The sequence below is a fragment of the Rhodanobacter koreensis genome (assembly GCF_054782855.1).
Genome location: NZ_BAAGRR010000002.1, coordinates 445,392 through 461,278, shown reverse-complemented (window position 1 = coordinate 461,278; position 15,887 = coordinate 445,392). Strand labels below are relative to the sequence as shown.

Here is a 15,887-nt window from a genome sequence, read left to right as displayed (position 1 = left end):
CGCGTGTGTTATTTGTCGACCTTCAGCACGGCCAGGAAGGCTTCCTGCGGAATTTCCACCCGACCGACCTGCTTCATCCGCTTCTTGCCTTCCTTCTGCTTCTCCAGCAATTTCTTCTTGCGACTGACGTCGCCGCCGTAGCACTTGGCCAGAACATTCTTGCGCAGGGCTTTCACGGTGGAGCGCGCGATGATCTGCGCGCCGATCGCCGCCTGGATCGCCACGTCGAACTGCTGGCGCGGAATCAGGTCCTTCATCCTCTCGACCAGATCACGGCCGCGACGGTCGGCATGACTACGGTGCACGATCAGGCTCAATGCATCGACGCGATCGCCATTGATCAGCACGTCGGTACGCACGAACGGACCCGCCTCGAAGCGATCGAAGTGATAGTCCATCGAGGCGTAGCCACGCGAAACGGACTTGAGCCGGTCGAAGAAATCCATCACCACCTCGGCCAGCGGCATCTCGTAGCTGATCTGGACCTGGCTCGCCAGGTACTGGATCGAGCGTTGCACGCCGCGTTTTTCCTCGCACAGGGTGATCACGTTGCCGATGTAGTCCGGCGGAGTGAGGATGTTGGCGATGATGATCGGCTCGCGGATTTCCTGTACCTGCGGCGACGCCGGCAGCTTGGCCGGGTTGTCCAGCAGCATGGTCGTGCCGTCGTTTTTCAGGATCTCGTACACCACGGTCGGCGCGGTGGTGATCAGGTTCAGATCGTATTCGCGCTCAAGGCGCTCCTGCACGATCTCCATGTGCAGCATGCCGAGGAAACCGCAGCGGAAGCCGAACCCCATCGCTTCGGACGACTCCGGCTCGAAGAACAGCGCGGCATCGTTCAGGCGCAGCTTGTCCAGCGCCTCGCGCATGGCGGGGTAATCATCCGAGGACACCGGGAACAGGCCGGCGAACACGCGCGGCTGCATGTGCTGGAAGCCTGGCAGTGGCTTCTCGGCCGGCTTGCCGGCGTGGGTCAGGGTGTCGCCCACCGGGGCGCCGTGCACGTCCTTGATCGAGGCGTTGATCCAGCCCACCTCGCCGGCGCCGAGCTTGTCCAGCTTCTTGCGCTTGGGTGTAAAAACGCCGACATCGCCCACTTCATGCGTGCGGCCGGTCGACATCACCAGCAGCTTGTCGCCGGGCCTGATCTCGCCCTGCATGACGCGTACCAGCGACACCACACCGAGATAATTGTCAAACCAGGAGTCGATGATCAGTGCCTGCAGCCGGTCCGTATCGCGCGGCTTCGGCGGCGGGATGCGGGCGATGATCGCCTCCAGCACCTCGACCACATTGAGACCGGTCTTGGCGCTGATCGCCACCGCATCGGTGGCGTCGACGCCGATCACCGCCTCGATTTCGAGTTTCACTTTCTCGATATCGGCGGTCGGCAGATCGATCTTGTTCAGCACCGGCACCACTTCCAGACCCATCTCCACCGCGGTGTAGCAATTCGCCACCGATTGCGCCTCGACGCCCTGCGCGGCATCCACCACCAGTAGCGCGCCCTCGCAGGCCGCCAGCGAACGGCTGACCTCGTAGGAGAAGTCGACGTGTCCCGGCGTGTCGATGAAGTTCAGCTGATAGGTCTTGCCATCACGCGCCGTGTACGGCAACGACACCGACTGTGCCTTGATCGTGATGCCGCGCTCGCGCTCGATCGGGTTGTTGTCCAGCACCTGCGCTTCCATCTCGCGGTCGGCCAGGCCGCCGCAGATCTGGATGATGCGGTCGGCGAGAGTCGACTTGCCGTGGTCGATATGGGCAATGATGGAGAAGTTGCGGATCAATTCCATGGAACGCGGGTGGCCTGTCGGGCTTGGGTTTTGCCACCACGCACCATGCATGACAGCGCGTCACCGTCGGGCGACGCTAACCCGGCATTATCGCATGGAACCCGCCGCTGGCACCGGATTCCGCACGGCACGGGTGTCCTGCTGGACACCCGTGCCGATGCCTGCCGCGGCAGCCGGCAGCCGAACTACTTGCCGCCCGGTACGGTCAGGCCGATGAACTGGCTCTGCTCGCCACGACGCACCAGCAGCAGCACCGTGTCGCCGCCTTTCACATTCCTGGTGGCGGCCTGGAACTCGGCCACACTGCCGATCTTCTGCTGGTTGACCATCAGGATCACGTCACCGGCCTGCAAGCCGGCCTGTGCCGCGACCGGACCACTGATGTCGCTGATCACCACGCCTTGCCCCGAATTCAGGCCAAGCTGCTTGCGGGTGTCGTTGTCCAGCGGCTGTACGGTCAGACCCAGCGCAGCGGCGCCACCATGCGTCGAGGGTGCCGCTCCGGGCTTGTTTGCCGCAGTCTGATCGCGCGAAGTTTCAGTAATGGTGACCTCCAGAGTCTGCTTCCTGCCATTGCGCAGAATCTCGATAGGTACCTTGCTGCCCGATTTGGTCATGCCAACCAGTGGCGGAAGATCTGCGGACTGCTGCAGCACCTGGCCGTTGTAGCTGAGGATGATGTCGCCGACCTGGATGCCGGCTTTGGCCGCGCCGCTGCCGGGAGTCACATCGACCACTGCTGCCCCGGCGCCATTGTCGAGCTTGAAGGCCTTGACCATGTCGTCGGTGACCGGTTGCACGGTCACGCCAAGCATGCCGCGCGACACATAGCCCTTGGTCTTGATCTGCTGCACCGCATTCATCGCCATGTCGATCGGGATCGAGAACGACACGCCCAGGTAATCGCCGGTATTGGAATAGATCTGCGAGTTGATGCCGACCACCTGACCTTGCAGATTGAACAGCGGACCACCGGAATTGCCGCGATTGATCGGCACGTCGGTCTGGATGAACGAGGTGTACGCCTGATCGCGCTCGCCCAGATTGCGCCCGACGGCGCTCACGATGCCTTGCGTCACCGTATAGTCGAAGCCGAAGGGTGAGCCGATCGCCAGCACCCACTGGCCTGGTTTGAGGCTGCGTGAATCACCGATGCTCACCGTGGGCAACTTGCCGTTGGCATCGACCTTGAGCAGGGCGATATCGTAGGTGGGATCGGTGCCGACCACCTTCGCAGTCAGCGTGCGCCGGTCCTGCAGGCGAACGATGACCTTGTCCGCATGATCGACGACGTGATTGTTGGTAAGGATGTAACCGTCACTGGAAATGATGAAGCCCGAACCGAGTGAGGTGTGCTTCTGTTCCTGCGGGGACGGCATCATCGGCATGCCGAAGAAGCGTCGGAAGAATTCGGCCTGCGGATCATCGGGAATGCCCTGTCCCGGCGCCGCCTGTCCGCCTGCAGCCTGATTCGTCTGGGGGGATTCGCCGGTATACCGGGCCTCGACGTGCACCACGGCAGCCGCATTTTTTTCCACGATACCGGTGAAATCCGGCAGCACCGCCGTGCTGGGTGCCGGCTGTGCCTGCACGCCACCAATGATGGCAATGCTGATCAATGCAGAGCACGCGAAGGTGCGCAAGATGGAACGATTCATGACTCCTCCTTGGTTGACTCGACCCGGAAGACTTCAGGGTTGCATGACTCCCGGGCTCAATGAATTCGTGCTGCGTGGTTTCGCATTACGCGCACACCGCCACGCCCGGCCGCTGACTGGCTGGACGAAGCAGGCGATGGACTGGAGCAACCCGCGCGGGCAGACACGCGCGGACTCCTCCTTACTGCGCGACGGCGGCGGCCTGACGCGAGATATTTGTCGGCGTGGCCTGCTGCGCCGGATCCAGCAGCAGCAGATAACTGCCATCCTTGTTGTCGAGCGTACGGAACCGGGGCAGCGACGGATATGCCGACAGGCGACGGGTATAAATCGGCTGATTCACATCGAACGGAGCACCCAGCGTGGCCGACGCCTGCTGGCTGAGCAAGCCGGCGGAATTGCCGCTCAGCCATGGCGGCACCGCCGCCGGAGTGGCTGGCCGGCTGACCGGCACAGCCTGTGCGACGGCATGGCTCTGTTGCTGGGCAGGCAATGCCGCAATGGCATTGCGCTCGGGATCACCGGTTGGCTGGGTGATCATCAAGGCGGCAGCGGCCACGCTCGCGGCAATCGCACCGCCAGCGGACCAGCGCAACCAGTGGTGATGACGTCGGTTGGCGACAACCGGCATCGATTCCTGCTCGATGGCCTGCATCACCCGGGCAGCGAAACCGGGAGCGGCCAGCGGTGGCAATTGCCTGCGCAAACCGTCACGGGCAAGGTTGTACCGCGCCCATACCTGCTGCAACGACGCATCGTGGTCGATCCGGCGCAGCAGGAAACGCAGCTGCTCCTTCGACAACTCGCCGTCGATGCCGGCTGAAAGGTCTTCCCGGACATTCTTGTTCGTATCTGCCTGGTTCATACCTGCCTGCTTCATGTCTGATCCTCGCGGTCCGACAACAGGGGCCGCAGCTTCTCGTCGATCGCCTCGCGCGCCCGGAAGATGCGCGAACGCACCGTGCCGATCGGGCAGCCCATCGCTTCGGCGATTTCATCGTAGCTGAGGCCATCCACTTCGCGCAGCGTAATGGCAGTCCGCAGCTCCTCGGGCAGGGCTTGGACAGTGGAAAACACGGATTGTTCAATTTCCTGGCGCATCATCTCGCGCTCGGGCGTGGCGCTGTCGTGCATGCGCTCGGCACCGGCCATGAATACGGCATCCTCGGCGTCGATGTCGTCGGTCGGCGGGCGCCGCCCCATGGCCACCAGATGGTTCTTGGCGGTGTTCACCGCGATCTTGTACAGCCAGGTGTAGAACGCGCTGTCGCCGCGAAACGAGCCGATCGCCCGCCATGCACGGATGAATGATTCCTGCGCGATGTCCTCGCACTCGGCATGGCTCCTTACATAGCGTGACACCAGCCCGATCACCTTGTGCTGGTATTTGCGCACCAGCAGGTCGAAGGCCCGTTTGTCCCCGTTCTGGACACGTTCGACCAGCGCGCGATCCAGTTCGTTTTCGCCCATCCGGGCCGTATCCGTCATCAATGCCGTTATCCGCTGCGAAAACTTGTTGGGAACTGAATGCGCCGTTCAGACCGTCATCGATCGCGCAAGTTCAGCAAGCGCGTGACCGATTCAACCATAACGCGCAGCCCGTTCACGGGTTGTCATGCCGGAGCCGGGCGCATCCTCATGCCAGAGAGAGGATCCATGCCAGTTATGGGGCCGCCTGTCCGCGGCTCAAGCCGTTTCGGCCACCTGCACATCCAGCAGGCGCTGCCGCTCGGCCAGCAACTTGTCGAAGCTGACCGGCTGCAGCGGGCGGCAGAACAGATAACCCTGCAACTCGTCACAGCCATGGTTGCGCAGGAACTGCAGGTGCTGTTCGATTTCCACGCCTTCCGCCACGACGGCACGCTTCAGCCGATGCGCCATCTCGATGGTGGCACGCACGATCGCCTCGTCGTCGGGATCGACGCCGATATTGCGCACGAAGCTCTGGTCGATCTTGATGCGGTCGGCCGGCAGTCGGCGCAGGTAATCCAGCGACGCCGCGCCGGTGCCGAAGTCGTCGATCGCGATATGGCAGCCCAGCCGATGCAGCCCATGCAGGTTCTCGACCAGGTTGGGTGCCTGCTTGATGCTGATGCTCTCGGTGATTTCCAGCTCCAGCAGGGTGGGGTCCAGGCCGGTCTCGCGCAGTACCGTGGTCACGGTATCCAACAGCCTGGGTTCCATCAGCTGCACCGCCGACAGATTCACGCCCAGGCGCAGGCGCAATCCGTAGAGCTGTTCCCACTCCTTTGCCTGGCGACAGGCTGTACGCATCACCCATTCGCCGATCGAGACGATCAGGCCGCTCTCTTCGGCCAACGGAATGAACACGGCCGGACTGATCATGCCCAGTTCCGGGTGTTCCCAGCGCACCAGGGCCTCCATGCCGACAATGTCCTCGCTCTCGGCGTCGACCTGGGGCTGGTAGACAACCCGCAGCTCGCCATTGCCTTCGGCGTGGCGCAGGCGGGTCTTCAACGCCATGCCGTGTTCCTGGGCGTACTCTGGACTTACTTCGTAGATCTGGAAATTGTTGCGGCCGAGATGTTTGGCGGCGTACATCGCCTCATCGGCGTGTTCGAGCAGGGTTTGTGCATCACCGGCATCGTCCGGGAAGAAGCTCAGGCCCATCGATGCGGTGACCTGCAGTTCGGTGCCGTCCTCGAGGTACAGCGGCGTCTCCATCACCTGCACGATCTTTTCGGCTACGCGCAGCACATCCTCGTTCTTGACGATATGCCGCAACACGATGGTGAACTCGTCGCCGGCATAACGCGCCACCGTATCGGACGCGCGGATGCTGCTGCACAGGCGCTGTGCCACTGTCCGCAGTACCTGGTCACCGGCGGCATGACCATGGGTGTCGTTGATCGCCTTGAAACGATCGAGATCGACGAACAGCATCGCGAAACACTCGCCGTTGCGGATCGCCTCGCGGATGATCGTGTCCAGCCGGTCATTGAACAGCAGCCGGTTCGGCAATCCGGTCAATGCATCGACCAGACCTTCCGCGCGTCCCTGCTCGCGTGTGCGCCCCAGTTCCAGCACCTGCGCAAAACGGGCTGCGGAGCAACGCAGTACCGGCTCGGTGATACCCATTTCACCGAATCCCCGACGGCTGCCGGCCAGCATGGCACCGAGCACCGTGTGCCTTTCGTCGTACAGCGGCAAGCCGGCGAATCCAGCCAGATCGAGCTGCTGCACCAGCGGGTCGATCGGTGCCAGCCGCTTCGCGTCGGTCCGATAAAGAATGGATTTGCCACCCAGCACCAGCTGCAGCGAGCTCTGCGCGTGCGCTGGTGGCCATGCCGGATCATCGCCGTTCCACAACTGCAGCAGCTGCGCCGGCCCTTCGGCGCCATCCTGGCGTGTCGACCAGACGGCCAGGTAGTCCAGTCCCAGTTCGTCGAACAGCAGGCGACCGGCCGCACCCTGCGCATCGACGCCACTGCTCGAGGCGAAGATGCGTGACAGCAGGGACAGGGCCGCCTCGGCACGCAGATCGGCGCGATCGCTGCGGAACATCAGCGCCAGCGCATCACGCCCGCCATGACGGATGCGTCGCGCACTGGCCTGCCCGGTATCGGCACCCTGTGCCGACTTGCGCTGGCACGGGTACCAGTTGCGATTGGCTTCTGCCAGCACCTGTTCGAGCGCGATGCCCTCGAACCGCAGCACGTCGGACAACGGCAATCCTTCCCACTGGCTGGCATGCAGGCGACTGTGCCTGGCCACCGTCGGACTGACTTCAAGCAGGCAGCGGGTCTGAGCGTCGACAATCAGCCATTCGCTGTTGCCTTCCTCGAATACATAGCGGTAGTCCTCATGCACATCGCTGACGGGTACAGGCGTTTTGTGCCGCGCCTGCCTCCCTGTCTGCGAGCGGCGCCAGCGCGCCACCAGCTCGGTGCCGATCTGGGCAGCCGACAACCAGTCGGTAATGCCGGGCGGCAGGTCGGTCGGACTGATCGTCGCCTCCTCGGCCAGCACCACGATCAGCGGCGTATCGGACCCACCGGGCAATCGGCGCAACTGCTCGCAGACACTCAGCGCCTGCGCCCGATCGCCAGTCAATACCACGACCATCAGCTGCAGCGGCGGCAACGGAGGGCGGCCCTCGAGCAGGATGGCCGCATGCGATACGTCACGCGCGCTGTGGATCTGCGGATAACCCGCCTGATCCAGCGCGTCGAACAGGCCGCGGCGCAATTCGCGCTGGGCAGCGACCACCAGGATGCCTGAGTTCATGCGCGCTCTGCCTCAGACCAGCCAACGGCCATCGCGCAGGCGCAGGCGCCGCGGCTGACTGTCTTCGCTGCTCACCCGTGCCGCCACCTTGCCCAGGTGCTCGATCAACGTCGCCGGTGCATCGATCAATACGACACGCCGCAGATGCTCCTTCGGCGCGCGGGCCAGCTGGCGCAGCAAGGTGGCATCCATCGCCGACAACGGCAGTTCCAGCCCGATCAGGAAATAGACACCGAAATGCATGCTTTGCTGCATGTAGCGCAGTGCATTGCCAAGCCGCTGACAATCCGGCACCCGCACGTGAGCATCGCGCAGGCTGCCCAGGCCGGTATCGGGCTGCCACAGGTAGACTGCCTGACCGGTGTGCCGGGCAAGGGTGCGGAACTGGTCGATCAGCGCGTGCACATCCTTGCTGTCCAGCACGACCAGGCCGCTGGGTGCAGCCAGGATGCGCTCAAAGATTTCAGCTCCGGCTTGCGGTGGGGCGGAGGCCATCACGGAAGTCATTGGGTCCCCGTCCTGCAGTGCCTGTGGTAGTGCCATGATGAAACCGGATCGATCCTCGACCGGAGCCGCCAATCCATGAGAATCCGTCCCGACCGTGGCGCGACTCATTGAACCACGCCGGACCGCTCCATTGTCCAGTCAGGCAGCTCGCTCCCCGATGTCCCGGATCAGCCTGTTGTGCCCGGCAGGCCAGGTTCCAGGTGATTATGCGATTTCATACCCGCCTTCGGGCCCGGTCAAGCACGGCCGTCACATCTCGCAATCACGGCAGCAGGACGGTATGGTTCAGACCTCCTCCATCACCCCGTACCCGCCATGTTCGAAGGACTGCGCTTCAACCACTGGAAGACCAGCGAAGGTGACGACGGCATCGTCACGCTGACTCTCGACCGTGCCGACAGCAGCGTCAATGCCATTTCCCGCGCGGTACTGGACGAACTCGAACAGATCGTCGAGCGGCTGGCGATCGAAAAGCCGGCCGGCGTCGTCATCCATTCGGCCAAGCCGGCAGGCTTTGCGGTAGGCGCCGACATCAAGGCTTTCGTCGATTATGCAAAGCACGACACCGTGCTGGAAAACATCGAGCATGGCCAGCGCGTGTACGAATCGCTCGCGCGCCTGCCCTGCCCCACGGTGGCAGCCGTGCACGGCGCCTGCATGGGCGGGGGTACCGAACTGATCCTGGCCTGCCACCAGCGTATCGCGGCCGACGACGACAAGACCCGGATCGCACTGCCCGAGGTGATGCTTGGCATTCACCCCGGCTGGGGCGGTACGGCGCGCCTGCCTCGCCTGATCGGCGCTACCGAGGCGCTACCACTGATGCTCACCGGCAAGTCGTTGTCAGCCGGACGCGCGCTGGCACTGGGCGTGGTCGATCGTCTGGCCCGCCCGGAAGAACTGCTGGTCGAAGCACGCCTGCTGCTGCGTCGGCCGCAGCCACATCCGTTCACACGGCGCGCCAAGGCCTGGGCCAGCAATACCTGGCTGGCCCGGCAGATCCTTGCCCCGATGGTGCTCAAACAGACCGCAGCCAAGGTGCGCAAGGAGCATTACCCTGCCCCGTTCGCGATGATCGAGGTGTGGAAGCGCGGTGGCTCCAGCATCCAGCAGCGACTGAAGCTGGAGGCACGCTCGGTAGCGAAGCTGGCAAAAACCCCCACCACGCAGAATCTGATCCGCATCTTCTTCCTGCAGGAACGGTTGAAGGCCCAGGGTAGCGGCGTGGATCCTGGCATCAAGCATGTGCATGTGGTCGGTGCCGGCGTGATGGGTGGCGATATCGCGGCATGGGCTGCGTTCAAGGGTTTCGATGTGACCCTGCAGGATCGCGAGATGAAATTCATCCAGCCCGCGCTGGACCGGGCCCGCCGGCTCTACGAGAAAAAACTGAAGGTTCCCGAGAAGGTCGAGGAAACCGCCCGGCGTTTGCGCGCCGATGTCGAAGGCAAGGGCGTGGCCACGGCCGATCTCGCCATCGAGGCCATCTTCGAGAGCGCCGAGGCGAAGGAGGCGCTGTACGCCAATCTCGAACCGCAGTTCCAGACCGACGAGATCCTCGCCAGCAATACCTCCAGCATCCCGCTGGACGAGCTGCGCAGGAACCTCAAGGCGCCGCAACGCTTCCTCGGCCTGCACTTCTTCAATCCGGTGGCGCAGATGCCCTTGGTCGAGGTGGTGCGGCACGACCAGCTGGACCCGACCATCGAGAAACGGGCCCTCGCCTTCTGCAAGGCGATCGGCAAGCTGCCGGTGGCGGTCAAGGGTACGCCCGGCTTCCTGGTCAACCGCATCCTGATGCCTTACCTGCTCGAAGCCATGCGGCTTTACAGCGAAGGCGTGCCCGGTCCGGTGCTGGATCGCGAAGCGAAGAAGTTCGGCATGCCGATGGGACCGATCGAACTGGCCGACACCGTGGGTCTGGATGTCTGTGCGTCGGTTGGCAAGGAACTGGCACCCTTCCTCGGCCTGGAAGTGCCGCCGGGCCTGGACGGCAAGCTCGAGGCCGGGAAACGCGGCAAGAAGGATGGTCAAGGCCTGTACGTATGGCAGGACGGCAAACCGATAAAACCCGAGGTCGACAAGGAGTATGTGATGCCGCCGGACCTGCAGGAGCGCATGATCCTGTCGATGGTCAACGAGGCCATCGCCTGCCTCGCCGACGGCGTGGTCGACGATGCCGACCTGCTCGATGCCGGCGTGATCTTCGGCACCGGTTTTGCCCCCTTCCGCGGCGGCCCGATCCAGTACGCACGCAGCGAAGGCACCGACAAGCTCAAGGCGAAACTGGAGCAGCTGGCCCAGCGTTATGGTGACCGCTTCAAGCCGAAGAATGGCTGGGATCATCCGGCGCTGGCACAGAGCGGCTTCGAGCTGCCTGTCGTAACAGCGAGCTGATCACCCTGCAGTCGTCCAACAATGAAAACGCCCGGCATGACCGGGCGTTTTTATTTACACATGCTTCATGGGCGTTGCCCGACCGAAGTCACGGCCGCTATCACCACATCAAGTCGTCGGGAACGCCATCGTCACCCACGCCAGTCGCGCCGGGATCGACCAGCAGTGCCAGTTGCCGCGCATCGATATCGCGCACCTGTTCGGCGATCTCGCGGCTGACCAGCAGGTAGCGACCACCCTGCTGCACCACGCCCAGCTCACCAGCATTGAGCGCAGCCAGCTGCACCGCATCGACATGCACCCGGCGGATCTTGCCGCCGTATTCGAAATTGCGCGGCTGGTCGGCTTCGGCCTTGTTCAACACCTTGCCGTCGAGCAATTGCTGGATCTTCAGCTTGCGCTCGCGGCGCAGCCGGGCCTGCTCCGCCACTTCCTGCTCGACGCGCTTGCGCTCACTGGCCTCGGTCTGTGCGCGTATCGCATAAGCCCTGGCCAGATCGATGTCTTCCTGGCTCTGCCGCGGCGGCCGCGAAGTCTGCGACGGGACATGCGGCTTGCCGCCCTTGCGCGCAGTCTTGCCAGACGATGACGTTGCAGGTCGCCGATCTTCGCGGGGCCGGTCTGCCTGAGCCCGGTTTACTTGAACCTGTTTGACGATACCGCTCTTGAGAAGCTGATCGCGCAGGGAATCGGCCATGAGAATGATCCGTGGTCGGTGATCGGTTGAATCAGTAATGCGGAGGCGGAGGCTCGTTGTGCGGGTCATCCGCCTGCGCAACGCGCATCGCCGAGAGTTCGCCACGCAGCTCGCGCAAGGCGCGCTCGAGTGAGGCAATGCGCAGCGCCAAATTGGCGTCCGCAGTCGCCAGTTCCTGCACGGTGTCATCGACGAAGGTCAGCTTTACCTCCATCTCGTCAAGCCGTTGCACGATGGTGTCACTTGTATTCATCGGGGCACCCGAAGGCTGCGGCCACGGCCTATACCGTAGTAGGCCAGACCGGCCTCCTCCACCGCCGCGGGATCGTAAAGATTGCGACCATCGAAGATCGCCGGCTCGGTCAGTACGGCGCGGATCCGCGCAAAATCCGGACTGCGGAACGCCTTCCACTCGGTGACCACGGCCAGCACATCGGCGCCATGAAGAGCATCGTAAGCGTGTTCGCACAGCACCAGGTCGTCACGCTGGCCGTACAGACGCAGGGCTTCCTCACGCGCTTCCGGATCGAACGCGCGCACTTTCGCGCCCGCCGCCCATAACGCCTCCATTAACTGGCGACTGGAAGCCTCGCGCATGTCGTCGGTGTTCGGCTTGAACGCCAGTCCCCACAACGCGACCGTCCTGCCCTTCAGCTGGCCATCGAAGTGGCGCGAGATCAGCTCAAACAGTTTGGCCTTCTGCTGCAGGTTCACCGCCTCGACAGCGCCGAGCAGGTGCGCGTCGTAACCATGACTGCGCGCAGTACGCTCAAGCGCCTGCACGTCCTTGGGAAAGCACGAGCCGCCGTAACCTGCACCCGGATAGATGAAGTGATAGCCGATCCGCGGATCCGAACCGATGCCCTGGCGCACCAGTTCCACATCGGCACCGACGCGCTCGGCGATATTCGCGATCTCGTTCATGAAGCTGATCTTCGTCGCCAGCATCGCATTGGCGGCGTATTTGGTCAGCTCGGCCGAGCGCTCGTCCATCACCACCATGCGCTCGTGATTGCGGTTGAACGGCCCATACAGTTTGCGCAGCACGGCCACCGCATGCTCGCTGGAAGCACCCACGATGATGCGATCCGGTCGCAGGCAGTCTTCCACCGCCGCACCTTCCTTCAGAAACTCCGGATTGGACACTACGTCGAACCCGATCGTGGCGTTGCGTGCGGCCAGTTCCGACGTCACAGCCTCACGCACCCGGTCCGCCGTGCCCACCGGCACGGTCGACTTGTTCACCACCACGGTGTAGCGATCCAGATGCCGGCCAATGGTTCCGGCCACTGCCAGCACGTACTTCAGGTCCGCGCTGCCATCCTCGTCCGGCGGCGTGCCGACGGCGATGAAGATCACCTCGCCATGCGCGATCGCGGGAGCCGCGTCGACGGTGAAATCAAGCTGACCGCTGGCGTGGTTGCGCCTGACGATCGATTCCAGACCCGGCTCGTAGATCGGAATCTCGCCGCGCTTCAGGCGTGCGATCTTGGCCGCATCGACATCGACGCAGATCACGTGGTTGCCCATCTCGGCCAGACAGGCGCCGGTGACCAGTCCGACATAGCCGGTACCGAAGATAGTGACCTTCATCATGGTGGTGCGACCATTCCCTTGCGGTGTGAGCCGCCTATTCTAACCGGGCAGCAGCGATGGCATGGCATCCATGGCCCTCAAAAACGAAAGGGCGCGAATCGCTTCGCGCCCCTCCGACTTGTAGCGCTGTTAGAGCTGCGCTTACTTGCCTTCAGCTCCAGCCGGCGTCGGGCCGGTGCTGACCAGGGTCACGTCGAAGATCAGCGTCTGGTTCGGCTGCATCGGCGGCTGCGGTTCGGCACCGTAGGCCAGGGCCGACGGAATGAACAGCTTGTAGTGGCCACCGACCTGCATCAGCTGCAGACCTTCGCGGAAGCCCGGAATCACGCCAGCCAGAGGAATCTTGGCCGCGCCCGGCGGGTTATGCTTGGCGGAAGCATCGAACACCGTACCGTCAATGAAGGTGCCGGTATAGTTGATTTCAACCGTGTCGTTCGGACCCGGACGGGCACCCGTACCCTGGCTGAGCACCTGATACTGCAAGCCCGAAGCGGTGGTCTTCACGCCCGGAGCGGTCTTGTTCTTGGCCAGGAAGGCTTCGCCGTCAGCCTTGTTCTTGACGCCGAGCTTGGTCATTTCGGCCTGGTACTTGGCCTGGATCTTGGCCATGAACGCGTCATGCACCTGCTTGGCTTCGGCTTCGCTCATGGTCGGCTTCTGACCGGACAGCGCGGCCTGCACGGCACGGCCGACGGCAGCAGCGTCCAGTTCATCACGCATGATCGGCGGAACCTGGGAAGCGATTTCCCAACCCACCACATAGCTCGCCTTGGCCTTGTCAACCGTGCCCGTGGCGGCGGTGCTGGTCTTGGCAGCCTGAGCGTATGCGCCCGCAGTCATGCCCAGCGCCACGGCCATCGCGGCCGCCGTCAGCGTGGGACGCAGAAATTGCTTCATTCGGAACTCCCTCGTGTTTGGATATGCCGGCGTTGCCGGCCGGGCCCCCCCGATGGAGGCAGGCCACGCATTGTGCGGTGCTTGTCCGGTCTTGGCAACGTTGCAAGGCTCCGACCGTCAGTCAGCATAAAGGTTCATTGCAACGTTACCGTGACCGGCCGATCAGTCGTGACCACCCGTGGATGGCCCGGGTTTGTTAAGGGTTTCCTTCAACGCCGCCTGCAGGCGTGCGTGCATCTGCACCAGACTGCGCCACAGGACGACCGCCAGCAGCACGCCGATCACCACCAGCGACAGCGCGATGCTGCGCGGCGGCAGAATAGTCGAGCCCAGCACGCTCACCAGTACGGCCAGCCCGAGCAGGGTCGCCAGCGGAATGATCCGGGCCAGCACGTTGCGGATGGCCTGGGTGTATGACCCCGCAAATCGTTCTCGTATGCCGATCTCGGCCAGCAACATGCCCAGCGCCTCGGCCTTGCGGTACACCGCAATCAGCATCGGCAAGGACAGGAACAGGGCGCAGGCCCAGATCAGCGTATGCCGCAGGTCGCGGTTGATCCCGAACGTCGTGAACCAGCTCCAGTTGTGCGCATTGACATAGGCACCGGCCATGAACAGCGCCACCACCAGCAGCACATTGATAGCGATGTGCCACAGCAACCGGCGGAAGATGGCTGCGATCGCCGCGTTCTCGTTGACCGGCTTGAGATTTTCCAGCCAGCCGCTGTAACTGGTCGCGAGCAGCCGGACCGAACGCGGCGTCACCCGGCTGAGACCGTTTGCCAGACCGTCCGCCGATCGCGTCAGATAGGGCGATGCGGCCATGCACAGTACCGACACCGCCACCGCGATCGGATAGATGAAATCGCTGATCACGCCAAGCGAGAGCCCGAGCGTGGCGATCACGAACGAGAATTCGCCGATCTGCGCCATGCCCAGGCCCGAGCGCAGCGCCGTGCGCGCATCGTGACCGACCACGAAGATGCCCAGACTGCATGCCAGCGTCTTGCCGACAATCACGGCGACCGCGATCAACAGCGCCGGCAGCGCGTAGTGCACCAGCATCGAGGGATCGATCTTCAAGCCGATCGCCACGAAAAACAGCGCCGCGAACATGTCGCGCAACGGCTCGACCAGGTGCAGCACGCGCCCCACACTGCGCGACTCGGCCACCACCGCACCTGCCAGGAACGCTCCCAGCGCCACGCTGAAACCCATCCAGGCCGCCAGCAGGCTGGCGCCGAAGCAGATGCCCAGCACACTGACCAACAGCGTTTCATCACGACCGAAACCGGCCACGTAATCGACCAGCCGCGGCAGCAGCAGCAGGCCGACGATCATCCCCACCACCACGAACAGCCCAAGATGGCCGATCAGCGTGAACGCCGCCTCCGCCTGTACCGAACCACCGATCGCCACCGCCGTCAGCAGGGTCAGCATGACAATCGCCAGCATGTCCTCGGCGACCAGCAGGCCCACCACGAGCTGGGCAAAGCGCCGATGCCGCTGACCACCTTCCCGGAGGGTACGGGTGGCCACCATGGTCGACGACAGCGAAACGATCGCACCGAGAAACAGCGCATCCATGCCCTTCCAGCCGGACAGGCCACCGATGCCGACGCCGATCCACAACATCAGGCCGACCTCGCCTACCGCCACGGCCAGCACGCCGATGCCGACCTCGCGCAGCTTGCGCACGCTGAACTCCAATCCCAGCGTGAACATCAGCAACACCACGCCCAGATTGGAGATGTCATCGATCGCGCGCGGATCGGCCACCAGCATGCCTGGCGTATGCGGACCAATCAGCACGCCAGCCAGGATGTAACCCAGCAGCACCGGCTGACGCAGGCGCTGGAACAGGATCGTGGTGGCGCCAGCCACCAGCATCACCATGGCAAGATCGCGAATGAAACCGATTTCGTGCATGCATCAACTCGTCAAGCGCAGGATCATTGCAGCTTAAACGAACCACGATCGACATCTTGCGTGGCGATCTGCTGCAGCCATCGACGAACATTGATCCTGCCGCCCGCCATTTGTGAAAAAAAGCTTGACGGATATCCGACCCCGACCTATTCTTTCTGG

The 15,887-nt window shown here is 63.5% G+C and carries 12 protein-coding genes; 1 reads left to right on the top strand and 11 read right to left on the bottom strand.

Features of this window, described 5'->3' with window-relative positions; genetic code table 11:
* Nucleotides 1–8: 8 nt before the first annotated feature.
* The 6 genes from lepA to ACYVKM_RS07920 all read right to left on the bottom strand — a co-directional run bounded on the left by lepA (nucleotide 9) and on the right by ACYVKM_RS07920 (nucleotide 8,212).
* A complete protein-coding gene (lepA, locus tag ACYVKM_RS07945) occupies nucleotides 9–1,799 on the bottom strand; it encodes a translation elongation factor 4 (protein WP_460877059.1) in 1,791 nt (596 codons plus the stop codon).
* Between the two features lie 185 nt (nucleotides 1,800–1,984).
* Nucleotides 1,985–3,457, bottom strand: a complete 1,473-nt coding sequence (locus ACYVKM_RS07940; RefSeq protein ID WP_460877058.1) for a DegQ family serine endoprotease — start codon at nucleotides 3,455–3,457, stop codon at nucleotides 1,985–1,987.
* A 181-nt stretch (nucleotides 3,458–3,638) separates the two neighbouring features.
* Entirely contained in the window at nucleotides 3,639–4,337 is a 699-nt protein-coding gene (locus ACYVKM_RS07935) for a sigma-E factor negative regulatory protein (RefSeq protein ID WP_460877057.1), read from the bottom strand.
* Nucleotides 4,334–4,927, bottom strand: a complete 594-nt coding sequence (rpoE, locus tag ACYVKM_RS07930; protein ID WP_460877802.1) for an RNA polymerase sigma factor RpoE — start codon at nucleotides 4,925–4,927, stop codon at nucleotides 4,334–4,336. The genes ACYVKM_RS07935 and rpoE overlap by 4 nt, the downstream gene beginning before the upstream one ends.
* A 216-nt stretch (nucleotides 4,928–5,143) precedes the next feature.
* Complete coding sequence (locus tag ACYVKM_RS07925; protein WP_460877056.1) at nucleotides 5,144–7,705, bottom strand: GGDEF/EAL domain-containing response regulator; 2,562 nt, start codon at nucleotides 7,703–7,705, stop codon at nucleotides 5,144–5,146.
* A gap of 12 nt (nucleotides 7,706–7,717) precedes the next feature.
* Nucleotides 7,718–8,212 (bottom strand): hypothetical protein, encoded by a 495-nt coding sequence (locus tag ACYVKM_RS07920; RefSeq protein WP_460877055.1) that lies wholly within the window; start codon nucleotides 8,210–8,212, stop codon nucleotides 7,718–7,720.
* 315 nt (nucleotides 8,213–8,527) lie between these two features.
* Between ACYVKM_RS07920 and ACYVKM_RS07915 the strand changes: the two genes are divergently transcribed.
* Entirely contained in the window at nucleotides 8,528–10,609 is a 2,082-nt protein-coding gene (locus ACYVKM_RS07915; RefSeq protein WP_460877054.1) for a 3-hydroxyacyl-CoA dehydrogenase NAD-binding domain-containing protein, read from the top strand.
* Between the two features lie 100 nt (nucleotides 10,610–10,709).
* On the opposite strand, the gene ACYVKM_RS07910 is transcribed toward ACYVKM_RS07915, so the two are convergent.
* The 5 genes from ACYVKM_RS07910 to ACYVKM_RS07890 form a co-directional block, all read right to left on the bottom strand.
* Complete coding sequence (locus ACYVKM_RS07910) at nucleotides 10,710–11,306, bottom strand: DUF2058 domain-containing protein (protein WP_460877053.1); 597 nt, start codon at nucleotides 11,304–11,306, stop codon at nucleotides 10,710–10,712.
* 31 nt (nucleotides 11,307–11,337) lie between these two features.
* Nucleotides 11,338–11,559 (bottom strand): SlyX family protein, encoded by a 222-nt coding sequence (locus tag ACYVKM_RS07905; RefSeq protein ID WP_460877052.1) that lies wholly within the window; start codon nucleotides 11,557–11,559, stop codon nucleotides 11,338–11,340.
* Nucleotides 11,556–12,899: a UDP-glucose dehydrogenase family protein gene (locus ACYVKM_RS07900; protein ID WP_460877801.1), complete on the bottom strand. Its 1,344-nt coding sequence runs from the start codon at nucleotides 12,897–12,899 to the stop codon at nucleotides 11,556–11,558. Before ACYVKM_RS07900 ends, ACYVKM_RS07905 begins: the two co-directional genes overlap by 4 nt.
* A 144-nt stretch (nucleotides 12,900–13,043) precedes the next feature.
* Nucleotides 13,044–13,799 carry an FKBP-type peptidyl-prolyl cis-trans isomerase N-terminal domain-containing protein gene (locus ACYVKM_RS07895; RefSeq protein ID WP_460877051.1) on the bottom strand — a complete coding sequence of 252 codons (756 nt, stop codon included), beginning with the start codon at nucleotides 13,797–13,799 and terminating at the stop codon, nucleotides 13,044–13,046.
* Between the two features lie 162 nt (nucleotides 13,800–13,961).
* Nucleotides 13,962–15,728 carry a cation:proton antiporter gene (locus ACYVKM_RS07890; protein ID WP_460877050.1) on the bottom strand — a complete coding sequence of 589 codons (1,767 nt, stop codon included), beginning with the start codon at nucleotides 15,726–15,728 and terminating at the stop codon, nucleotides 13,962–13,964.
* Nucleotides 15,729–15,887: the final 159 nt, after the last annotated feature.